19 protein-coding genes and 6 tRNA genes are annotated in these 22195 nt (G+C 51.4%); 4 read left to right on the forward strand and 21 right to left on the reverse strand.

Annotated features, from left to right (window positions below; all coding sequences use genetic code 11):
* Positions 1–131: large ribosomal subunit protein bL28 (locus JKK62_RS17105; RefSeq protein WP_201428976.1), on the forward strand; the 131-nt coding region annotated here is incomplete at its 5' end.
* Positions 132–330: 199 nt separating this feature from the next.
* Here JKK62_RS17105 and alaS read toward each other — a convergent pair.
* A complete protein-coding gene (gene alaS, locus JKK62_RS17110) occupies positions 331–2961 on the reverse strand; it encodes an alanine--tRNA ligase (RefSeq protein WP_186833548.1) in 2631 nt (876 codons plus the stop codon).
* 469 nt (positions 2962–3430) lie between these two features.
* On the opposite strand from alaS, the gene JKK62_RS17115 reads away from it, so the two are divergent.
* Entirely contained in the window at positions 3431–5380 is a 1950-nt protein-coding gene (locus JKK62_RS17115; RefSeq protein WP_186833503.1) for a protein kinase domain-containing protein, read from the forward strand.
* 18 nt (positions 5381–5398) lie between these two features.
* Entirely contained in the window at positions 5399–6343 is a 945-nt protein-coding gene (locus JKK62_RS17120) for a M15 family metallopeptidase (RefSeq protein WP_243411908.1), read from the forward strand.
* Between the two features lie 96 nt (positions 6344–6439).
* Here the strand turns inward: JKK62_RS17120 and JKK62_RS17125 are convergent, their stop codons facing one another.
* The 9 genes from JKK62_RS17125 to JKK62_RS17165 form a co-directional block, all read right to left on the reverse strand.
* Positions 6440–8506: a protein kinase domain-containing protein gene (locus tag JKK62_RS17125; protein WP_201428977.1), complete on the reverse strand. Its 2067-nt coding sequence runs from the start codon at positions 8504–8506 to the stop codon at positions 6440–6442.
* Positions 8507–8555: 49 nt separating this feature from the next.
* Positions 8556–9776 carry a peptidase U32 family protein gene (locus JKK62_RS17130; RefSeq protein WP_186833505.1) on the reverse strand — a complete coding sequence of 407 codons (1221 nt, stop codon included), beginning with the start codon at positions 9774–9776 and terminating at the stop codon, positions 8556–8558.
* Positions 9769–11355 carry an endolytic transglycosylase MltG gene (gene mltG / locus JKK62_RS17135; protein ID WP_186833506.1) on the reverse strand — a complete coding sequence of 529 codons (1587 nt, stop codon included), beginning with the start codon at positions 11353–11355 and terminating at the stop codon, positions 9769–9771. Before mltG ends, JKK62_RS17130 begins: the two co-directional genes overlap by 8 nt.
* Positions 11356–11382: 27 nt before the next feature.
* Positions 11383–11970, reverse strand: coding sequence for a 5-formyltetrahydrofolate cyclo-ligase (locus tag JKK62_RS17140; protein WP_186833507.1), 588 nt, complete (start codon positions 11968–11970; stop codon positions 11383–11385).
* Position 11971: 1 nt separating this feature from the next.
* Positions 11972–12514, reverse strand: coding sequence for a DJ-1 family glyoxalase III (locus JKK62_RS17145; RefSeq protein WP_366503368.1), 543 nt, complete (start codon positions 12512–12514; stop codon positions 11972–11974).
* A 45-nt stretch (positions 12515–12559) separates the two neighbouring features.
* Entirely contained in the window at positions 12560–13243 is a 684-nt protein-coding gene (locus JKK62_RS17150) for a dTMP kinase (RefSeq protein WP_186833508.1), read from the reverse strand.
* Positions 13244–13466: 223 nt separating this feature from the next.
* Positions 13467–13778, reverse strand: a complete 312-nt coding sequence (locus JKK62_RS17155; protein ID WP_186833509.1) for an AzlD domain-containing protein — start codon at positions 13776–13778, stop codon at positions 13467–13469.
* Complete coding sequence (locus JKK62_RS17160; RefSeq protein WP_186833510.1) at positions 13775–14485, reverse strand: AzlC family ABC transporter permease; 711 nt, start codon at positions 14483–14485, stop codon at positions 13775–13777. Before JKK62_RS17160 ends, JKK62_RS17155 begins: the two co-directional genes overlap by 4 nt.
* 403 nt (positions 14486–14888) lie before the next feature.
* Positions 14889–14965, reverse strand: a tRNA-Arg gene (locus JKK62_RS17165).
* A gap of 216 nt (positions 14966–15181) precedes the next feature.
* Between JKK62_RS17165 and JKK62_RS17170 the strand changes: the two genes are divergently transcribed.
* On the forward strand, positions 15182–15991 hold the full coding sequence (locus tag JKK62_RS17170) for a TMEM164 family acyltransferase (RefSeq protein WP_186833511.1): 810 nt from the start codon (positions 15182–15184) through the stop codon (positions 15989–15991).
* Positions 15992–16027: 36 nt separating this feature from the next.
* Here the strand turns inward: JKK62_RS17170 and JKK62_RS17175 are convergent, their stop codons facing one another.
* From JKK62_RS17175 to JKK62_RS17225, 11 genes are all read right to left on the reverse strand, one after another.
* Positions 16028–17434, reverse strand: a complete 1407-nt coding sequence (locus JKK62_RS17175; protein WP_207752224.1) for an APC family permease — start codon at positions 17432–17434, stop codon at positions 16028–16030.
* A 119-nt stretch (positions 17435–17553) separates the two neighbouring features.
* Entirely contained in the window at positions 17554–18624 is a 1071-nt protein-coding gene (locus JKK62_RS17180) for an NAD/NADP-dependent octopine/nopaline dehydrogenase family protein (protein WP_186833512.1), read from the reverse strand.
* Between the two features lie 179 nt (positions 18625–18803).
* Positions 18804–19298: a DNA-deoxyinosine glycosylase gene (locus tag JKK62_RS17185; RefSeq protein WP_186833513.1), complete on the reverse strand. Its 495-nt coding sequence runs from the start codon at positions 19296–19298 to the stop codon at positions 18804–18806.
* 162 nt (positions 19299–19460) lie between these two features.
* A tRNA-Cys gene (locus tag JKK62_RS17190) sits at positions 19461–19535 on the reverse strand.
* A 121-nt stretch (positions 19536–19656) separates the two neighbouring features.
* A tRNA-Gly gene (locus JKK62_RS17195) sits at positions 19657–19732 on the reverse strand.
* 6 nt (positions 19733–19738) lie between these two features.
* Positions 19739–19814: transfer RNA gene (locus JKK62_RS17200), tRNA-Phe, on the reverse strand.
* A 5-nt stretch (positions 19815–19819) separates the two neighbouring features.
* Positions 19820–19896: transfer RNA gene (locus JKK62_RS17205), tRNA-Asp, on the reverse strand.
* 6 nt (positions 19897–19902) lie between these two features.
* Positions 19903–19978, reverse strand: a tRNA-Val gene (locus tag JKK62_RS17210).
* A 79-nt stretch (positions 19979–20057) separates the two neighbouring features.
* Positions 20058–20933, reverse strand: a complete 876-nt coding sequence (gene hslO, locus JKK62_RS17215; RefSeq protein ID WP_186833514.1) for an Hsp33 family molecular chaperone HslO — start codon at positions 20931–20933, stop codon at positions 20058–20060.
* A gap of 199 nt (positions 20934–21132) precedes the next feature.
* Positions 21133–21891 (reverse strand): class I SAM-dependent DNA methyltransferase, encoded by a 759-nt coding sequence (locus JKK62_RS17220; RefSeq protein WP_186833515.1) that lies wholly within the window; start codon positions 21889–21891, stop codon positions 21133–21135.
* Positions 21888–22184: a YerC/YecD family TrpR-related protein gene (locus JKK62_RS17225; protein ID WP_201428978.1), complete on the reverse strand. Its 297-nt coding sequence runs from the start codon at positions 22182–22184 to the stop codon at positions 21888–21890. The genes JKK62_RS17220 and JKK62_RS17225 overlap by 4 nt, the downstream gene beginning before the upstream one ends.
* Positions 22185–22195 lie beyond the last annotated feature (11 nt).

A 22195-nucleotide genomic window follows, 5' to 3' on the forward strand; every position in this document is an offset into this window, starting at 1 on the left:
CACACAGACGTTCCAACAGAACCTTCAAGCCTAACGTTCAGAGAGTAAAGGCTATTGTTGACGGCACTCCTAAAAGAGTACACGCTTGCACCCGTTGCTTACGTTCAGGTAAGGTAACAAGAGCGGTTTAATCAACAGCAAACGACCCCCGAGGAAACTCGGGGGTTTATTGTTATCTCTATATCAAAACTGAAGACTGAATCATGATTAATTGTGGTCTCTCGCAATTGCTCGATCAATTGCAGTCACCGCACCATACACGTTAAAATCCCGCAGGTGTTTTGTCACACCTGCGGGATTCTTGTGTATATACAATTATATGAGGTTGAATCAACCTAATGCCTTTTCTACGATGTCCTTAACGGCATAGAGCGCTTCATCGGCTTTGGTAAGATCCTTACCGCCCGCCATCGCGATGTTGGGCTTGCCGCCGCCGTTACCGCCGGCGATCCGCGCGACCTCACGCACGATATTGCCCGCCTTGAGACCTTTTGCGATCGCGTTCTTGGTACAAACGCAGGCAAATATCAGCTTGCCGTCCGTGACGGACGCCAGAACAGCAACCGCGTCATCGACAGCCTCTTCGATATTCTCGCAGGTCTTGCGCAGCGCATCGGCAGGAGCGCCGTTGAGCATTGCGGTGATGACCTTGGTGCCCTGAACTTCCTCGGCATTATCGAGGATCGCGCCGGTCTGATCCTTCGCAATCTCATTCTGCAGCTCCTCGATCTGCTTTTCCATCTCTTTGATCCTGACCATCATACGCGCGGCGCCCTGTACCAGCTCAAACGGGTTGTTGACATGGAGCGTGGACGCCGCCTGACTGATCATCAGGATAGCATTGTTCAGATATTTGATAAAGTTATGACCGGTGACAGCCTCGATCCTGCGGACGCCCGCCGCTACGGAGCCTTCCTGCTTGATCTTGAACATACCGACCTTCGCGCTGTTATCGACATGGGTACCGCCGCAGAATTCCTTGCTGAAATCGCTGACCTCTACGACACGCACGATATCGCCGTATTTCTCGCCGAAGAGCGCCATCGCTCCCTTCTTTTTCGCCTCATCGATCGACATCTCGGTACAGGTGACGGGGATGCCCGCGAGAATGATCTCGTTCACACGCTTTTCGACCGCCAGCAATTCTTCGGCAGTCATCGCGGAGAAATGAGTAAAGTCGAAGCGAACAACATCTTCATCGACCAGCTGACCCGCCTGCTGTACGTGGGTGCCGAGCACCTCGCGCAGTGCCGCCTGCAGCAGATGTGCCGCGGTATGATTACGCATGATATCCAGACGGCGTTCAATATCGATTTTCGCGGTGACGGTGTCCCCTACCGCGATCGTACCGGTGTCAACGACACACATGTGCATAAATACGCCTGTAGGATCCTTCTTGACGTCATCGACCTCGATCATGCAGTTGCCCGCTTTGATCTCGCCGGAATCGCCGACCTGACCGCCGCTCTCCGCATAGAACGGAGTGCGGTCGAGTGCGACGATGACGTTCTCACCCTCCTGCGCGCGGTCAACACGCTCGCCGTCCTTGGCGATCGCGACGACCTTGGCTTCACACTGATAATCGGTGTAGCCGACAAACTCAGTCGCGGAAAGATCGTTGAAATCGATCGAATCGCTGTCCCACGCGTCCGCGCCGGCATTCTTGCGCGCCTTGCGGGAACGCTGCTTTTGCAGCAGCATCAACTCATGGAAGCGCTCAACGTCGACCTTGATGCCTCTTTCGGAGAGGATCTCACGGGTCAGATCGATCGGGAAGCCAAAGGTATCATTGAGCTTGAAGGCGTCCTCACCGGTGAGGATATCGACATCCTTGTTCTCGATGATCTCTCTGAGCATCGCGAGACCCGCGTCGATGGTCTTGGCAAAGTTCTCTTCCTCGACCTGGATGAGCTTGATGATATAATCCTTCTTCTCGACTAATTCGGGATAAGCGGAGGCATTCTCCTTGATCACGGTATCACAGATCTGATACAGGAAGGGCTCGGTTCTGCCCAAAAGTCTGCCGTGGCGTGCCGCTCTGCGGAGCAGTCGGCGCAGGACATAGCCTCTGCCTTCGTTGGAAGGCATAACGCCGTCTGCGATCATAAAGGTAGTGGAACGGATATGGTCGGTGATGACGCGCAGGGAGATATCCTTCTTGTCATCCTCGCCGTAGTTCACGCCCACGACCTGAGAGATGTGCTTCATGATATTCTGAACGGTATCGACGAGGAACAGGTTATCGACGCCCTGCATCACACAGGCAAGGCGCTCCAGACCCATACCGGTATCGATATTCTTCTTCGCCATCTCGGTATAGTTGCCCTTACCGTCGGACTCAAACTGAGAGAATACGAGGTTCCAGACCTCGACAAAGCGGTCGCACTCACAGCCGACATGGCAATCGGGCTTGCCGCAGCCCTTTTCGTCGCCGCGGTCAAAGTAGATCTCGGAGCAGGGGCCGCAGGGACCGGAGCCGTGCTCCCAGAAGTTGTCCTCCTTGCCCATACGAACCATATGAGAGGGATCGACGCCGACTTCCTTTGTCCAGATGTCATACGCTTCGTCATCGTCCTGATAGATCGAAACATAGAGCTTGTCGACAGGCATCTCGAGCTCCTTGGTGAAGAACTCCCATGCCCACGCGGTCGCCTCATGCTTGAAGTAATCGCCGAAGGAGAAGTTGCCCAGCATCTCAAAATAGGTGCCGTGACGCGCGGTGATACCGACGCGCTCGATATCGGGCGTGCGGATACACTTCTGACAGGTGGTCACACGGCTTCTCGGCGGTGTGATCTCACCGGTAAAATACTTCTTCATCGGCGCCATACCGGAGTTGATCAGAAGAAGGGAGTTATCGTCCTTCGGGATCAGCGGAAAGCTCGGAAGGCGAAGATGACCCTTGCTCTCCATAAAGGACAGGAATTTTTCTCGGAGTTCATTCAAACCCATATACTGCATTGTCATAACCTCACTTTAAAAAGTTGATATGGTAAATCATAGGAATCGGGTGCGGGCAACGCCCGCCATTCACCAAAATTAAAAGCCTATCCCGAAAATGGGACAGGCTGACCTGCGGTACCACCCAAATTGCCGTATCGATGATACGACCACTCAGTTCTCTTTAACGCAGAGTGACGCCGCGCTTTCACGCGGAGGCTCCGGGGTGGCTGCGGATACTTCCCGCGGGGTCTCGCACCGACCGACCCTTCTCTGAACGGGAGCATATACGCTCGTCCCATCTCAGCCGAAATGTATTATATCGCTATTCTCCGCCGTTGTCAATACCGATATTCATGAATACTCGGATATTTCGGCACAAATGAAGAGCGGGACGCTTGCTTATATCCTATAAGTATGCTATATTAATAAAAGAAGATTTCACTTACGGATATTGCACAAATCTATTATCGGAAACAGGGTGTGTTGAATGTCAAACTATTGTTATTCATGTATGAATGAGATCGACGGCAGTTATTGTCCGTACTGTAATAAAGAGAATGTCGCCGACTCAGTTGTGTATCGGCTAAAGCCCGGTACCGTCCTCAACAAAAAAATACTGGTCGGCAACTGTATCGGTGAAGGCGGCTTCGGCATCACCTATATCGGCAGAGATCTGACGCTGGACAGACGCGTCGCCGTCAAGGAATACTTTCCCAACGGCTATGTCAACCGCAACAACAACGTCAGTCAGCTGGTATCGGCAACCACCGACAATCAGGTTTCCTTCTTCAAAAAAGGCTTGCAGAACTTTTTGGAGGAAGCCAGAAAGATTGCCAAGCTGACCAATGTTTCGGGTATTGTCGACGTCAGAGAGTATTTTGAAGAAAACGGTACGGCGTATATCGTCATGGAATACCTGGACGGCATCAATCTGTCGGCTTATCTGCGCCAAAACGGTATTTTTAAGCCGGAGACGATCTTTCAGCTGATGCTTCCCATCACCTACTCCCTGCAAAAAATGCACGAGGAAGGGATCATCCACCGCGATATCTCTCCGGATAACATCATGTATCTGACCGATGGCACATTAAAGCTGACCGACTTTGGTTCGGCGCGGTATTTCAGCAACGCGCAAAAAGAAATGTCCGTCGTCGTCAAGCAGGGTTACGCGCCCGAAGAACAGTACAGCAAAAACGGCGATCAGGGACCGTGGACAGACGTATACGGACTGTGTGCCACGATGTACAAATGCATCACCGGCAAGATCCCCGTAGACGCGGTCGACAGGATCAAACAGGATACGCTGATCCCGCCCTCCGAGTTAGGGATACAGATCCCCGAACCGATGCAGGTCACCCTGATGTACGGCTTGGCGGTGTTCAAGAACGATCGCTGCAAAAGCATGCAGGAGCTTTCCTATTTAATGGAAAAAGCATTGGCGAATGAAAACATCCAAGTCGAAAGCGCCGATTACTATCATCGGCTGAATCAGACGATGATCGCCAACAGCAGCACCACGTTCATGCAAGACTTTGATAACGCGATCAATAACCGGGGCAACTTTAATCGCCAAGAAGTCGATCCGCAGTCCGTTCACCGCAACACCGGCGGATATTCTTATAACCGGTACACCGGACAGCCCGATCCCTACGGGTATGACAACAGATATCGTGATCCCTCCCCGGGCTATCAACCGCCCTACAACGATCCCCGGCAAAGTCAGCAAAATCAAAACAAGAATTCCGGCAAAACGCCTATCATCATCGCCGTCACGGTGTTTTTGTGTGTATCACTGATCGCGGGTACGGTCATCTACCTGTTCATGAAGTATGATACTCAGCCCAAGGATGAAACGATCACGACCGCGACCGAGATCATAACCGTAGTCGAAACCACCGCAAATGATAGCCAGGAGGATTCCGATGATTCCGCTCCCGATCCTGCTCCTGCTCCGCAGCCGAAAAAGACGACGCCTACCGAGCCGCCCGCTCCGGTCAGGGCGACCCCACAAACGACCGCATCCGCCAGCGATGTACTGGGAGATCAGGCAGGGCACAATTATCATCCCTCCAACGTTCTGTCAAACGACGGCACCTGCTGGTGCCCGAAGGAAGGCAGCGGCGTGGGTGAATGGATCAAGCTGGATTTCGGAGAATCGAAAAAGATCAACGGTCTTGACATCGTCAACGGTTACGCGGGCAGCGAAGAGCAGTATAAGGCAAATTCAAAGGTCACAAAAATCAGGATCGAGTTTTCCAACGGTAACAGCGTTACAAAGTCGCTGAGTGTGAAGAGCGTCAGCAACCGCAAAGACAGCCAGCATATTTCTTTCAACAGCGTCACCACATCATCGGTCAAGATCACCATTCTTTCAATCGAAAAAGGAAAAGAATGTGATGACACCTGTATCACATACATCTCGGAAACAAGTCCCTAAGGAGGGTACAGACGTCAAATGAAACAGCATATCACAAGGGCTTTGTGTTTATTGATCATCTTCGTGATGATGATCACGCTCACCTCGTGCAAAAAGAACGATCCACCTGAACCCACTGATCCGGCAACGCCAGATTCCGTCAGTGCGACACAGGATGAAAGCATCGCACCTGCACCGTCTGAAAGCACAGGTTCCGTCGACTCCACCGCGCAAGCTCAAACAGCTTCACAAGCGGACAGCACCGCGATCACTTACACGGCGCCTACCCAAGCGGCTGACTCTATGAGCGCAGAGGAAGTGCTCAGTCTGGGCAGCTCCGACCCGAACAACAGCTATGACGCGAGCGGCTTTGTCAACATCAAGGATGTGATCCCCGAAGCACAGACAGAGATCCGCTACGCGACCTCTCACAACTTTGTCGGAGAAAAGATCAACGGCTATGAGGAAGAGATCGCCCTGATGACGAAAGAAGCTGCCGCGGCGCTGATCGGAGCGAACAACGACCTCAAAGAGCAGGGCTATACCGTCAAGATCTTTGACGCTTACCGTCCGCAATCCGCCGTCAATCACTTTGTATCATGGTCAAACGATTATGACGATCAAAGGATGAAAAGTGAATTCTATCCCGATCTGGACAAATCCCTTCTGTTCAGCAACGGCTATATCGCCTCATATTCCGGTCACAGCAGAGGCTCCACCATCGATCTGACACTGGTCGATCTCAGTACCGGCGAAGAAGTGGATATGGGCGGCTCCTTTGATTATTTCGGCTCTCTCTCCCACCCCGATTATACAGGAATCTCATCACAGCAATATGAGAACCGCATGACGCTGAGAAACGCGATGGTAGGCAACGGATTTGCCCCGCTGAGTACGGAATGGTGGCATTTCAGCTTGAACAGCGAGCCTTATCCCTACACCTACTTCGATTTCCCCGTCAGCACATCATCACTGAGCGGATAATAATCCGCACGGCACTTTGCCCCGCAACATATCATAATATAAAAAAAAGAAACCTGTTTCTCAAACCCAAAGCGGTTAGGGAAACAGGTTTTTTGATTAATTTGTCACATGTCCGCCGTTATTATAAACTTCGTCGAGATTCAACCAGCCGGCGCCCGATTTAAGCCTTCCCCATCGGATACCGTCGGCAACCTTTTCTTCGACGATCGTATAGACATTCTCTTCATCCAGTGTCATGGCAACACCCGCGTCACTGCTCGGCGAATCATAGACCTTGGTCACAGGAAAGATCCTGACCAGATACGGAACGCTGTTGCCGTTCGATGCCGGCGGACCGTCCAATCCCGATAGGCTGTACGCCTCGGTTTTAACACGTGATTCAAACGGACAGTTAATGCTGCCGTAATCCATCGTTTTGCCGTTAGCGTCGATATAACGGATCAATGTGTCGTTGACAAAGTACAGACGATGTTCCTCGGTTCCGTTAAATACAAAAGCAAAGTAAAGCTTACCGTTCGAGTAGAAATACCAACGTGTATAGTTCCAGTCATTATAGCCCGAAGGACAAACCGCCTTGGTCACTTCGCCGTTCTTATAGTAGTAGGTAACGCCGAGACTCTCAAACTCATCACCGGGATCGTCCTGAGTAGCATAATAAAGTGAGCGGATCTTCCCTACCTCGTTATCTACATCCAAACTCTTCTCGGGCGCGGATGCCGGCTTTGGAGCAGCGGCGGGCGCTTCTGTTTCCTCCGCTCCCTTGGATACGTAGAGCATCACGGTATCACCGGCACTCAACACTCTGTCCGCTTCTACACTCTGTCGGATCACATAATCCTTGGCGACGGAATCACTCGACTCATAGGTCGTTTCGACCGTTAATCCAAGCTTTTCCAGCTCAGACTGCGCGTCTGACAGCTTCTTGCCGCTCACATCGGGAACCGTCACTTTGCTGTTTTCGGTAACCGTCGCTTCTGTTGACGTATCAGTTTCTTTAGAATTGCCGCGCACAATGAAGAACGCAACTACTCCTCCGATGATCAACAAGGTAATGATAAGGATCACCGCGATCATCACACCGGTATGATTCTTTCGGACAGGCGGATTCTGCGACACCGGCGGACGACTGAACCCGTCTTGATAGCTTCGACGAGATGAGATCTCATTCATCCTGTCATCCGCGAGCACGGTATTCATCCCCGCGGCGCCATACATCGCCGCGTTTGCGCTGTTTTCGGTAAGGATGCAAAGCATCGCTTCGATGTTTTGCAGTCGATCCTTCGGATAAACCCGCAGCCCCATCATGATCGCGTCCTCCTGCGGCGGTGTGATCGCAACGCCCAGCACAGAGGGAGGCTGCAGCTTATCTTGCTGACAGCGAGACATCACGTCGGGCGGAGTCACACCGGTGACGCACTTATACATCGTAGCGCATAAGCCGTAAACATCCGTCCATGGGCCCTGATCCCCTTCGGCGCTGTACTGCTCAAAAGGCGCGTAGCCGGGTTTTAAAACGACGGACATCGTTCGCTTGTTCTCACCCGCAAAATAGCGCGCGGAACCGAAATCCATCAGCTTAAAGGAACCGTCCGTATCGATCATGATATTGTCGGGAGAGATATCACGGTGGATGACATTTTCACGGTGCATCCGTTCCAGCGCCTTCATCAGCGGCTCCATCCGTCGGAACAGCTCATCGGCGCTGAAAACACCGTATCGCTTGATATGTGCCGCCAGTGTGATGCCGTCAATGTATTCCATCACGATATAGGCAGTTTTATTCTCCGTAAAATAATCTCTGACATCAACGATAGCCGGCTCATCGGAGAATTTTGCGATGCTCTTTGCCTCTGAAAGAAAGCGCTCCTTTGCGTTATCAAAGTACGAAAGCTCCTTGGTAGTGACAAGCGTTACATCGTTTGTGACGCCGTTGTTGCGGTTCGCATATCCGTGGGGATAGAATTCCTTGACAGCGACCTTCATCTCAAGATTGACGTCCAGTCCGATGTAAGTGATGCCAAATCCACCCTCACCGATCACGTCGCCGATCAGATATCGTCCATTCAGTATCGTACCCGCCGCAAGTCGGTGAGGCGCGGCGTTGACTGTGGGAGTATGATGACAATGCTCGCACATAGCGGCGCCGTCAGGCAGCTTCGCCATACAATGCTGACAATACACGACATCAACTCCTTTCTGAACAGATCGTTTATCAATTACGTTTACGGATGACGGAGCCCGCGGGGATTTCGCGGTCGGTAGTCATCGACAGTCTTTGCATGGGATGCGGCGCGGAGGGCACCTCTTCCCCTTCCTCGTTTCTAAGGCTCAGACATTTCACTTCATAAGAAAAGCCGTCGGGCGGCAGGATGTCGAGCGTGTCACCGACGAGGAATTTATTGCGCTGGGTGATGACGCAAACATTGTCCTCATTACTGCCCTCTTCGCACACCGCTACGGCGTTATAGCGGCGGATATAGCCTCCGTTGACCGTTTCCTGCCCCGGCTCACCGAAGAAAAAGCCGGTGGAATAAGCGCGGTGACTGATCTTCTCCAGCTCCTCGACGATCCACGGACTGACATGATAATCCGGATCCTCGCGGTGATCCCAATACTCGTCGACCGCGTGGCGGTAAGCGTTGGTCGTCACGCCGGTATAGTAGTAGGTCTTTGCCCTGCCCTCGATCTTAAGGCTGTTGACGCCCGCCTGAACCAGTTCGGGGATATGCTCGATCATGCACAGATCGCGCGAATTATACAGATACGTGCCCTTGTCATCCTCTTCTACAGGAAAGAACTGCCCCTCGCGATTCTCTTCATAGAGATGATACTTCCATCGGCAGGGCTGCGCGCAGTCGCCGCGGTTCGCGTCACGACCGGTCATAAAGGACGAGATCAGGCATCTTCCGGAAAAGGACACGCACATCGCGCCGTGAACGAAGCATTCGATCTCCAGCTCATCCGGGATCTTCGCGCGCAGCTCGGCGATCTCATCAAGGCGCATTTCACGCGCCAGCACGACGCGTTTCGCGCCGAGGTTGTACCACGCCAATGCGGATTCATAATTGATGATACCGCCCTGCGTAGAGATATGGCGTTCCACATGAGGCGCGTAGCGCTTCGCCATCTCGAATACGCCGAGATCGGCGATGATGAATGCGTCCACACCGCAATCAGCTGCCTGCTGTAAAAACGCCGGCATATGCGGCAGATCGGCGTTACGCGGCAATGTATTACAGGTTAGATAGACCCTTTTCTTTAACGCGTGTGCTTTCTCACAGGATGTTTTTAGTTCTTCAAAAGAAAAATTCTTTGAAGCGGTACGCATACCGAAACTCTTTCCCGCGAGATACACGGCGTCCGCTTTGAAGCGTAACGCCGTGTCAAAACTCTCGATATCACCGGCAGGTGACAATACCTCCGGTTTACTCATATGTTTGTACTTGACCCTGAGCGGGAAGCTGCTGGTCGGGATACTGCGCCTGCTGATTCTGTCCGTAAGCGGAATATCCATTGTCATAACCGTAGCTATAATCATAGTAGTAGTAATTATCATAGCCGTAGTTATATTCGTTATAGGTATTAGTGGTGCCGTTCTCGATCGCGCGCAGATTCGCCTCATGCTGTTCGATCGTCTTTGCGTAGTACGGCGTGGAACCGTTTTCTTCCTTATCGTGGCAGAAATAGAGGTTGTCGCTCTCATTCGGCTTGATCGCCGCCTTGATCGCCTCGATACCGGGGTTACAGATCGGGCCTGCGGGCAAGCCGTCGATCTCGTCCGTATTATACTTGGACTTGAAGGAGGACTTGATGCTCTCGGGCACATCCTCCGCCTTACGATAAGGATAATAGAAGGTACTATCACAGTTGAGCTTGGATACGCCGCTGTCGTGACCATACTTCAGACGGTTATGTAAGATCGCGGAGATTTCGTACATATCGTCACGCGAAGCCGCCTCTGCCTGGATGATAGAGGCGATGGTCAGGATCTCATCAAAGGAATAACCGGTCTCGGCAGCCTCTTCCACCAAAGTGGTCTTCTTGCTGTTGCCGAAATACTTCTCCTTATGGAGCACGATCTTATTATCATAGTTGTTGAGGAATTTGCTGATAACGGACTTGGGATCCTCGCCGACATAGAACTCATAGGTATCGGGGAACAGATAACCCTCGAGCTTATAATAACGATCATCCTTGTTCTTGATCTCCTTCAGGAAGGTGAAGTCCGCGTCAAAATAATCGCTGTTGCAAAGATTCAGGAATTCCTGTTCATCTGTGACGACGCCCTTTTCATGGAGCGCCTCAACGATCTCTAACAGATTCATACCTTCCGTGATCTGCATCTTGACGATGTCGGTACGGTTGACATTGCTTTGCAAGAAGTTGATGATCGCCTCATAGTCCTTATCGGTCTCGATCTCGAAATCCCCCTGTCTGAAGCCCTTTTCGGAAGATGTGAAGGTCGCGTAGAGTTTGAAGAAGCCGGGCTCGTTGATGACGTTCGCATCATAAAGCAGCGTGGCGATTTCATCCATTGTCGGATCGGCGGGCACATGGATCATGACCTTGGTCGGATTGTCGTCACGGGAGATCGCCAACAAATCATTGACGCCTACCAGCAAAAACTGAGAAAGAACGATGCCGACCAGCGCGATCATCGCGATCCATACGAGCTTGAAGATGCGGCGGTTGCGCTTTGCCTTAGACTTTTCGAGCTTCTTCTCTTCCTTTTTCTGCTGTTTGAGCGCCTTTTTCGATTCACGTTCGATCTTCTTCTTTGTGTCGTTATCCGAGTAGGAGTTGATCTCACGATTCCTTCTGCGGCGACGTGACGACGGCTCCTCGCTGTACGGATCATCCTGTACAGGCTCGTCGGGATATCCGCCCTGATCGTCGCTGTAATCGCCTCTGATCGCGTTGCGATCCGCGGAACGACGGAATTCTTCCATCTTCTTGCGACGAGTCGCTTCGATAGAATCCTCAGGTATATTATTTCGTGAATTCTCACTCATAATGCTTGCTCCAATCTGTGAATCAAATCACTTCATATATCGTGTAAAGCTATCCGTCAGGATAACATCCATTTTGATATCAAATGGTTCTTCCCCGATCTTCGGGATCATGCTGTCGGCATAACACAGCGCCGCCTTCACTCCCGGAAAATCAGCAAGATAGCGGTCGTAATAGCCGCCGCCGAAGCCGAGGCGATAACCGCGCATATCACAGCAAAGCGCGGGACATACGCACAGGGTATGTTCATCGGGCGTGATCTCTTCGCACTGCGCCGTGGGCTCCAGTATCCCGAACCGTCCGGGCGCTACATCGTTCAGTGAATCGATACGGCGAAAGATCATGTGCCCCTGCTCCCGACATACCGGCAGCGCCACCTTCTTATGATTGGCAAACGCGGCATGGATGATCAGGGAGGTCGCGATCTCGGTCGGTCGCGCCATATACAGCAGGATCGTATCCGCGGCACGGTACTCCGGCGTGATCAGCAGGCGGGTCTGGATCTCAAGATCCAGCGCGTTTTTGCGCTCCATATCCTCGCACAGAGCCTTGCGTTGCTCGATGAAGAAATCCCTGAGATACGGCTTATCCGCCGACGCGGGTTTACTTGCCGCCATATCAGCACTGCATCGAGGAAGCGATGCGATCGGCGTCCTCTTTACTCTGAACCTGTGATACGATGGCAAAGCCGAAATCAAGCGCGCATCCGGCGCCCTTGGCGGTGATGATATTGCCGTCGACGACCACCTTTTCACCGGTCACCTCAGCGCCCTTGAGCTCCTCCTCAAATCCGGGGAAACAGGTCGCTTTCTTGCCTTCCAATACGCCCATACGCCCTAAGATAGACGGAGCGGCACAGATCGCGCAGAGATAGAGCTTGCGGGATTGGCAGTAGGAAACAGCGTTTCTGACAGTTTCATCGGCATAGAGATTCTTGACGCCCGGCATACCGCCCGGCAGGATGATACCCAAAGCATCTTCGTCAAAGTCAAATTCACTGATCTGCATATCGGCAGTCACACAGATATCGTGAGCGCCGCAGATCACATCCGCGTCAACGCCGACCGTCGTGACCGGGATATCGGCGCGGCGCAGGATATCGATGGTCGCTAACGCTTCTATCTCTTCAAATCCGTCGGCTAAAAAACAGTAAAACATCATAATCCTCCTAACATGTTAGGGTGACTTCTTTCTAAAGGAAGCCTCTTATCGATTAGTATCTCCGTTCAAAACCAGAGATATGATATCATCGTTGATTTCTTCGATCGTTCTCATTTTGCCGTCATGGGTACAGTCGATCCGCGCCCAGTCAAGATGCTCGATCGCGTACACAGCGGAGCTGCGGCAGCGCAGCAGATAAGCAACATCGCTTTCATGGATATCCTTCTTGCTTTCATCGCCGCCGTATCTGCCGTAGATCAGTTTTTGGCTGATCGCGGGATCCACATCGAGAAAGATCACCTGATCCGGCGCGGGCAGTTCCAGACGGTTGTACTCAAAATCAAACAGCCAGTCGATATAGCTGTCACGCTCATTTTCCGGCACCTTCGCCATTTGATGGATGATATTCGAGGTGGTGTAGCGATCGGCGATGATGTAGTCGTAGGTTTCACAATCCTTGCGCCACGTGTTGATGTAGGACGCGACACGGTCGACCGCGTAGAACGTCGACGCGGCATAGGCGTTGACGTCATCGGGACTACTGCCGAGTTTTCCGCCGAGGTACATTTTGACCAAGGCGGATGAATCGTTGTCATAATCGGGGAAGCTGATGGTACGCGCCTTGTACCCCATCTCGCACAGCCGCTCACAGAGCAGCCTGCTTTGGGTCGCTTTGCCCGAGCCGTCCAGCCCGTCGATCACGATCAGCTTGCTTTTCTTATCTACCATAATCTTGCTCATGTTTTTTATATTGCCGCATAGTAAAAACGGTCAATCATAAAAATACATACTTTCCTTTTTAATCTTTCTAATTGTAGCATATATGACAGGATTATTCAATAGCAAGATTGTAACAATATCTTGCGTAAATGCGTGGAAAAATATGCGAAAAGCCCCGAGCATCGGCAAATCGCAGTCAGAAGATGCGATTCGCTGTACTCGGGGCTGAAGATCAATGTAATGCGTTCATGATCAGTGAGGTGATCAATGCTGCGGCTGATGACGATAACGCCACCACGATCAGCGGCAAATCAAAGAACGCCATCAACAGTGCTGCCGCCGTTCCGACGGACGAGGAGATAACGTCGCCTGTCGCAAAGAAGATCGCCGGAAAGGTCATCGCCGACAATACGGCGTACGGAATGTAGTAGAGCACCGAATTGATGAATCGGGACTTGATCTTTCCCCGGATCGCGACAAACGGAACGACACGGATCAGATAGGTGGTGATCGCCATCACGGCGATATAGGCAACGATACTCATGTGTTATCCTCCCCTCTCTCCCGATCGGATACAGGGAAGAACAACGCGCCGACGATGGACGCGACCAACGCGCAGATGATCACCGAAAAGCCGCTGGAGATCATCGGCAGGCAAAAGCGGATGACGACGCTCAGCGCCGCCGCAATCAATACCACAAACAATACCTTGCGATCCTTTTTGGCGGGAGGCAGGATGATCGCGATAAACATGCCGTACAGCATCAGCGACAATGCAGCCGTCACCATCGGGGGCATGATATCGCCCGCGATCGCGCCGATCAATGTACCCGTGCTCCATCCGAGAAACGGCGTGAGGATCAGGCCGTACATATAGGACGGCTTGAGGGGCTCCGTCTGTGATGACGCAACGGCAAAGATCTCATCGGTCACACCGAATCCGACAAAAAGACGGTGCATGATGTTGAACGATGGATCGAGCTTTTGCGACAGGCTCAAGCTCATCAGCGAATACCGCAGGTTGATGACCAGCTGACACAAGACCATCTCGAGCAATGATCCGCCCGCGGCAATGATCTCGACTCCCGCCACCTGACCCGCTGAGGTCAGATTGGTGACTGAGATCCCGACCGCCGCCAATATGGATAAATTCTGTTGGATGCACAACACGCCGAATCCGAACGATACGCTGAGATAGCCCAGCATGATCGGAATACCGTGCCGCATTCCTTTGACAAATTCTTTCTTCATAATCGACTCAAATGGCATTATACCAATTAATGCTGTTCTGTAAAAAACGGTAAGGCGTATCACTCGCGAGTGTGCCTTACCGCATATGGCGCGCCAAAAGGGCGTTCCGCCATATGGATAAAGGTCTGTCGCTTGTTGCCGTTGCGGGGATCGAAAGCCTCATCTGCTCTCTCCGTAAAAATGATTCACTGAATCATTTTTGTCTGCGATCAATCGGGGTCCCCATAACGCCTGCGTTATGGGGAGAGGAGGAACCGCCACACAAGGTCAAGGCGTACCTACGGGATACGCCTACCGCGTACGGCGAGTGACGACGAGACACAGTCGCCTTCGAATCCCTTTTGGCTCGCTGTTCTGTAAAAAACGGTAAGGCGTATCACTCGCGAGTGTGCCTTACCGCATATGGCGCGCCAAAAGGGATTCGAACCCCCGACCTTTCGCTTAGGAGGCGAACGCTCTATCCAACTGAGCTATTGGCGCAGATCTGCCTGTATATTCTATCCTAAATATGTCGGCTTGTCAAGATGATAGAGAACATTATGACAAGTGCAAACAAACAACTTTTTTACCGTGTCACACCAATAGGAATCGTGTGTATACAGTAGTAGATTAACCTGCTCATCCTTATCATACTATCGACATTTTTTGACAACAAACAGCGCTTATGCTAAGATTGGTTCGTAAAGGAGGTGTATCATGAATTGGTTTGAATCCGCCTTATACTGGTTGGGCGGCAGAATGGAAACCCCACAGGGATACGGAGTATTTCACTGGTTCTGTATCATGATTGTGATCGCATCAACTGTGATCCTTTGTCTGCGATTCGGTAAGGTTGACGAAAAAACAGAAAGAAAGATCCTGTTGTTCGGATGGATCGTCATGCTGATACTGGAGATCTATAAGCAGCTGCTCTATTCTGTCGATTTTTCGGAAACGGTGACATGGGATTACGCATGGTATTCCTTTCCGTTCCAATTTTGTTCGTCACCGCTGTACCTCCTACCGATCGCCGCGTTATCACATCATGAGAAGATACGCGACGCGGTGCGAATGTTCCTTTCGACCTTCTCACTGTTTGCCGGACTTGCGGTCTATATTTATACAGATGACGTTTTCTCATCCTATATCGGGATCAACATCCAAACAATGGTACATCACGGCATGATGATCGTGTTCGGCATTTGGCTCGGGGGCAGATTATTGCGAGAAAAAAAGATGCAATTGAGCGTCTTTTTGCACGGATGTATCGTATTCCTGATCATGATCATCATCGCCCTTTTGATGAATATTGCGGCGCCTTGTATTACCGATGAGCTGTTCAATATGTTCTTCATCGGCCCCAACTATCCTTGTACTCTGGTGATTCTGGAGCAGATCTATCCGGCAGTTCCCTACCCTGTATTCTTCCTCATTTACGCGATAGGCTTCTGCACGGCGGCATTTCTGCTGTACTGCATCCAAAAGTATTTCAGACTGTTTACAGAAAAGCGGATCAAGAAAGCATAAAAGAAGCGTCAGCAGACGCTTCTTTTTTTATGACTATTATATTTCAATATGTCCGAACTCGCTTTTGTATTTCAACTTACACATCACATAAAAGATGATGCCGAGCAGCGCCCATCCGCCGACAATGATGAATTCCTGCCATGTCAATGTCGCGCCGGAGCCGGGGATCAGATACATCACGACCATGAAGCCGGACAGGACGGATGCGGTGATACCGACAAACTTATAATGCTTGACCTTGAACGGTCGGTGAAGCTCAGGCTCCTTTTTTCTCAGGATCAAAAAGGACATCGACACCATCAAATAAGCCAGACAGCACGCCAGACTCGCCGCGTCGGAGATCCACACCAGCATCTGCTTGCCGAAGAACGGAGCCGCTAAGGATAACACGCCGATCAGCAGCAGGGCGTTGGTGGGTGTTTTATGCTTTTTGTGGAGCTTTGCGAATCTGCTTGGGATCATCTTGGATTCCGCCATCGAGAAGATCGCGCGGCTGCCGCCGATCAAGAAGGAGTTCCAGCTGGTGATAACGCCGCACAGACCGCCGATGATCAGCACCTTTGCCATGACAGCGCTGTTGAACACCTTTTCCATCGCGAACGCGGTGACAAGTCCCGAGCCCTCCATCGCCGCGGCGATCTCTTTGCTGTTGAGCGCGTATCCGACCGCGAACACGACCAAACCGTAGAATACAACGGCGCAGATGATGGAAAGGAGCAGAACCTTTGCTATTTTCTTTAAAGGAATATTGATCTCTTCGGCAACCTGCGGGATGACATCGAAGCCGAACAGGAAGAACGGCGCGACAACCGCAACGGACAGGATGTTTTTGACGGAGCCGAAGCCCTCGCCTACGATCATCTGTCCCTCAAGATTTTCGGGTGAGCCGTTGATCGCGGAGGCGACGACCAGAATAATACCGACAGCGGCGATCACGATCGTCAGGATCGTCTGGAAGATCGAAGCCGCCTTGATGCCGAGGATATTCAGCACAATGATGACGATGGTAAACACAGACGCGACAGCGACGCCGGTCGCATAAACATCGGAGCCGGCGACGGTGTATAGATAGCCCTGTGAGAAGGACGGGAAAATATATTGGATGATCGTAGGAAGAGATACCGCCTCAAAGCACACAACGCCGATATAGCTGAGGATCAGCGCCCATGTGCAGATGAACGAGCCTGTCGGACCGAACGCCTTGTGGCTGAATACATGCTCTCCGCCGACCTTGGGCATAGCGGGCGTCAGCTCAGCGTAGGTCATGCCGACAAAGTAGATCATCAAACCGCCGATGACAAAGCCGATGACCGTGCCGATCGTACCGGCGTTCTGGATCCATCTGCCGGATGAAACGACCCAGCCCCATCCGATCATCGCGCCGAACGCGACGACCAGAATATCCGTGGAGCTCATCACCTTTTTAAACCTGTTCTTTTCCATTGAAATCTCCCCCAAACTGCCTCATATCCAAATCAGACTCTATGTCACCTCTTGTTCCTTTCAACATATCGTCAGTATAACGCGTCAGCAAACGCCAAACGCAGAATCATTAATATTTATCATCCCATATAGAATTCGACGAATTCTTCCGCCGTCATATCGGTCTTGAAGCAATCCTTCGCGATCTCGGGCTGGAGCGCCGCATACCATTCCCAAACCTTGTCCATCGTCGGTGTAGGAACATCAAACAGATCGGCAACCTCGATCATGATCTTGATGCCGTACGGGAAATCAGAAACAAAGTAACGGGAACTGAAATCGGGCATATAGCCGATATCATCCTTGACAACAGGAGAATAAAGCCCTTTCAAGCGGTCAAGGGAACGGATCGCCTGAGCCAGCTCCTCGGGCGTGCGGATGCCGTGTCTTTTCTGCATTGACTCGATATCTCTCAGATCCATCGGGATCGTCTTGCAGAGCTGCTGCAGCTCGTCACTGCAGTCAAGGAATACCTCCGCGCTGTCGATCGACCAGTTCTCATAGAACAGTTCGTTTCTCGGATAATGGTTACCGGGAACATAATCCTTGAACAGGTCGTAAAGTCTGGAGGTATGCAAAATCGGATTGGATGGTGTGAAAGCGACCGCAAGATAATTGGGTACCGCTCTGCAGTTCATGCTGTACATCGACTGCACCTTTTCACAGATCTCCTTGGACGCCTTCGCGGGAATACTGCCGATGACGACCTCAGGAGCAGGTCCGAGCATATAAGCGGACTTGCCGTACTCCTTGACGCGCGCGATACTGGGAACTCGCGCTACACCGAAGAAGGTCACGCCTTTTTCGATGATCGATCTGAACGCGAATTCAGCGGCGCCCGCGGCAGGGATCATACCGATCATCTGACCGGGCTGAATATACGGCTCGATCTTTTCGGCGGCATATTGGAACATCTGCGGCGGCAGGGTGATCCAGATCACTTGTGCGCCTTCGATGGCTTCTTTCCAGTCACTTGTCGCTTTTTTGATCGTGCCCTTTAATAATAACTCGTCATCCTTGGAATACGCCTCCAATTCAGTCGAAAATGCTTCCGGCTTTGATGTGTGGATGGTCACTTCATGACCCTTGTCCGCAAATGACGCGCCTAATAATGTACCGAGATTTCCTCCGCCGATGATCGTAACTTTCATTTCTTCCTCCTAAGCATTGTTTCTATATCAATAACAGTATTGATTTCATCTGTATAAATATTGAAAACGTACATAAAATTATAATAAAAATACACAAATTTGTCAATACCGACGCTCAGATATTTAACAATATGCCGATAATGAGGATTATTGAGTCACAAATCACAATCTGATAATACTCATAGCTTCTTGATAACATCCCACTCCTTAGCCAACCTGTCAAGAGTAAACGCGGCATTGGCGGGACTGGTGGAAGGCAGCTTGACCGCTTTGATCCGCGTCATCGGAAAAATATACTTCATGTAGAGCTTATATGACATCGCGCCGTTGCAGAAGATCCTTTCGACCTTACTGTGATCGAGGATCACCGATAGATCATTCGGCACTACATCCCGGATCGAGCTGTCGGAGGAACCCGTGATGGTGCAGGACCGGATGGTGTCCCACATGGCGATATGATGGCTAAGCGCCAAACGCTTCTTCTCCTCGATCGTCTCGGGCATGGACTCATCGAATAACCGCGCGATCAGCTTCCAGTAGCGATTTTGCGGATGACCGTAGAAGAACATCGCCTCTCTGGATTTGACGGACGGAAAAGAGCCGAGGATCAGTATTTTACAATCCGCGTCATACAGCGGCGGGATGGGATGGATGATTTGGGAAGTATCTGACATAAAAATCACCTAATCAAAAATGTTGGGCTCTGCCCGCACTCAATGGATACGGGAGGGTAAAGACCCTCCCCTACATGATGATATCGAGATCGGACGTACACCCTATTTCACAATAATAATTAAGATAAAAAAAGCCCCGACACATCAGTATCGGGGTGATTTTGGAGGCGACACCCGGAATCGAACCGGGGAATCAGAGTTTTGCAGACTCGTGCCTTACCGCTTGGCTATGTCGCCGAAGTAATTCGGTTGAGATTGTCACGGCTCCTTCGAGAGCCTCACAATGACAATTATGATATGTCACAACCTATATTTAGCGGAAAAGGACTTAAGCGATGTTAAGTCCTTTTCACGTCTATGGAGCGGATGACGGGGCTCGAACCCGCTACCTCCACCTTGGCAAGGTGGCGCTCTACCAGATGAGCTACATCCGCAAATATTGGTGCCTCCGGACGGAATCGAACCATCGACACGGGGATTTTCAGTCCCCTGCTCTACCAACTGAGCTACAGAGGCAAAATTGGCGACCCGGATCGGGCTCGAACCGACGACCTCTAGCGTGACAGGCTAGCGTTCTAACCAACTGAACTACCGGGCCATGGTATGGTGGGAACAACAGGGCTCGAACCTGTGACCCCCTGCTTGTAAGGCAGGTGCTCTCCCAGCTGAGCTATGCTCCCAAACCGTTCGCCTCTTCATTGCGACTCGTATATAATACAATATTCCGATCGAAAAGTCAAGAGGTTTTTCTAAATTTTCTTATTTTTTCTTCAACAATTCTTCCAGCTCGTTTTCTGTAAATGTATACCGTTTGTTACAGAATCGGCAATTCGCCTCGGCGCCGTGATTTTCGTCGATCATCGCTTGGATTTCTTCCTTGGGCATCGACGCGATCAGCGAGCGGATCTTGTCCTTGGAACAGCCGCAGACATACTTGACCTCGAATTCATCCAGCACCTCGACCTCAAAGCCGTCGAGCGCCTGTTTACACATATCGAGCGCGGAAAGGCCCTTGGCGAGCATGGTGGTGACGGAATCGAGCTTGGCGACATTCGCTTCGATCCTGTCGATGGTGGAATCGTCGGCGCCCGGCAAAAGCTGGATCAGCAAGCCGCCGGATAACAACACCTGAGAGCTATCCTTGTCGATCAACACACCGAGGGCGCATACGGTCGGGATCTGCTCGGAGGTGGCGTAGTAGTTGGTGATATCCTCGGCGATTTCGCCCGATATGATCGGGATCTTGCCGATGTACGGCTCTCCCTCACCGAAATCCTTCATCACGCTGATGATGCCCGCGCCGACTGCCTGCGCGACATTCAGCTTGCCGTTTTCATAATGAGCGATCGGACAATCGGGATTGGTGACAAAGCCCTTGACATTGCCGCTGCTGTCGGCGACCGCCATGAACGCGCCCAGCTCACCGTCACCCTCAAAGCGGATGTTCAGGGTGGATTTGGACGATTTCAGCTGTGCGCCCATCATAGACGCGGCAGATAAAAGCCTGCCCAACGCGGCGGACGCCACAGGGCTTGTATGATGGATGACGCTCGCCTTATAGGCGATATCGGTCGAGTCGATCGCGGAGACCATCACGGCTCCGTCGGAAGTGATACATCTGATGATTTTATCCATAATTGATTTGATCCTTTCTTATCAGCCTCCCTTTCCTAAGGTGAGATTCTGTCCAAATCTGTGATTTGGGTCACAGAATCCATACACAGGAGAGGTGGTTCCGCAGGAACCGGAGGGTTGAAACCGATAATAATACTCCGCAACCCTCAGTCAGCTTGACACGTGTCCGCTGACAGCTCCCTTAGAAAAGGGAGCCTTTTTATTCTCTGTTGATCGCATGCTTGATCCGCGCGACGAATACCGCACGGTCGCTGTCATCGCGCAGAGGTTCCATTGTCATATCGTGAAAGACCTTGATGTCCTCAAAGCCCGCTTTCGTCAGCATGCTTATGAGTTCATCGATCTCATACGCGCGTTCGCTGAAATGCTCCGAGCTGCGGAAGTAGCTCTCCCCTTCTCTCTCAAAGAGATCCAGCTCGATATTGACGATGTTATTTTCTTTCAAAGAATTTTGCCAGACACAAAACACGCTGTCCGTATCGTAGACAAAGGTATTGTTCGCCAAAATCTGCTGATGCTTATAGACGGTGTTGACGTCGAACACAAAGGTACCGTCGGGGTTCATGAACAGCGCCACACGGTCGAACACCTTTTGCAGCTGCTCCGGATCGGTGATGTGGTTGAGGCTGTCCAGCGTACAGACGCACGTGTCGATAGTGCCGTACAGGTCGAGCTGTTCCATCTGCTGACACAAAAACAGCACCTGCAGCTGAGCGTCATACGCCTTTTCCATCGCGACGCTGAGCATCTCGGCGGAACCGTCGATGCCGAACACATCCACTCCCCTGCGTTTGAGCTCAAGCGTCAGGGAGCCGGTACCGCAGGCGAGATCGAGCGTCAAGCCCCAGTCGTGGTCATATAAAGATAAAACGCTCTGAATATAATCAGCGCGTTTTTTGTAATCCACATTAAAGGTCAGATTGTCATAGAACTGAGAGAAATACCGATAACCGCTCATTCTTTTTCCTTCAAGCGTTCAAAGACGAGGGTATATCCGCCGGCGTTCTCATAATCGAGTGAACGCTTCACGCGGCTGATGGTGGCGGTGGACGCACCTGTCGCCTCGACGATCTTGTTGTAAACCATATTCTTGTCGAGCATCATCGCAACGGCAAAGCGCTGGGACAACGCCTTGAGCTCGGGGATCGTGCACAGATCCTTGAAGAACGCCTCACATTCCTCTACGGTTTCAAGGGTCAATATCGCTTTAAACAAATCATTCGTAAACTCAGCATTGGGTTTTGCAGGCATAGTCATACTCC

Source organism: Ruminococcus difficilis (assembly GCF_016680995.1).

What these genes read in the sequence shown, in the direction of transcription:
- alaS (WP_186833548.1), bottom strand. Translation starts at nt 2,961, where the DNA reads ATGCAGTATATGGGTTTGAATGAACTCCGAGAAAAATTCCTGTCCTTT.
- JKK62_RS17115 (WP_186833503.1), top strand. Translation starts at nt 3,431, where the DNA reads ATGTCAAACTATTGTTATTCATGTATGAATGAGATCGACGGCAGTTAT.
- JKK62_RS17120 (WP_243411908.1), top strand. Translation starts at nt 5,399, where the DNA reads ATGAAACAGCATATCACAAGGGCTTTGTGTTTATTGATCATCTTCGTG.
- JKK62_RS17125 (WP_201428977.1), bottom strand. Translation starts at nt 8,506, where the DNA reads ATGGCGAAGCTGCCTGACGGCGCCGCTATGTGCGAGCATTGTCATCAT.
- JKK62_RS17130 (WP_186833505.1), bottom strand. Translation starts at nt 9,776, where the DNA reads ATGAGTAAACCGGAGGTATTGTCACCTGCCGGTGATATCGAGAGTTTT.
- mltG (WP_186833506.1), bottom strand. Translation starts at nt 11,355, where the DNA reads ATGAGTGAGAATTCACGAAATAATATACCTGAGGATTCTATCGAAGCG.
- JKK62_RS17140 (WP_186833507.1), bottom strand. Translation starts at nt 11,970, where the DNA reads ATGGCGGCAAGTAAACCCGCGTCGGCGGATAAGCCGTATCTCAGGGAT.
- JKK62_RS17145 (WP_366503368.1), bottom strand. Translation starts at nt 12,514, where the DNA reads ATGATGTTTTACTGTTTTTTAGCCGACGGATTTGAAGAGATAGAAGCG.
- JKK62_RS17150 (WP_186833508.1), bottom strand. Translation starts at nt 13,243, where the DNA reads ATGGTAGATAAGAAAAGCAAGCTGATCGTGATCGACGGGCTGGACGGC.
- JKK62_RS17155 (WP_186833509.1), bottom strand. Translation starts at nt 13,778, where the DNA reads ATGAGTATCGTTGCCTATATCGCCGTGATGGCGATCACCACCTATCTG.
- JKK62_RS17160 (WP_186833510.1), bottom strand. Translation starts at nt 14,485, where the DNA reads ATGAAGAAAGAATTTGTCAAAGGAATGCGGCACGGTATTCCGATCATG.
- JKK62_RS17170 (WP_186833511.1), top strand. Translation starts at nt 15,182, where the DNA reads ATGAATTGGTTTGAATCCGCCTTATACTGGTTGGGCGGCAGAATGGAA.
- JKK62_RS17175 (WP_207752224.1), bottom strand. Translation starts at nt 17,434, where the DNA reads ATGGAAAAGAACAGGTTTAAAAAGGTGATGAGCTCCACGGATATTCTG.
- JKK62_RS17180 (WP_186833512.1), bottom strand. Translation starts at nt 18,624, where the DNA reads ATGAAAGTTACGATCATCGGCGGAGGAAATCTCGGTACATTATTAGGC.
- JKK62_RS17185 (WP_186833513.1), bottom strand. Translation starts at nt 19,298, where the DNA reads ATGTCAGATACTTCCCAAATCATCCATCCCATCCCGCCGCTGTATGAC.
- hslO (WP_186833514.1), bottom strand. Translation starts at nt 20,933, where the DNA reads ATGGATAAAATCATCAGATGTATCACTTCCGACGGAGCCGTGATGGTC.
- JKK62_RS17220 (WP_186833515.1), bottom strand. Translation starts at nt 21,891, where the DNA reads ATGAGCGGTTATCGGTATTTCTCTCAGTTCTATGACAATCTGACCTTT.
- JKK62_RS17225 (WP_201428978.1), bottom strand. Translation starts at nt 22,184, where the DNA reads ATGCCTGCAAAACCCAATGCTGAGTTTACGAATGATTTGTTTAAAGCG.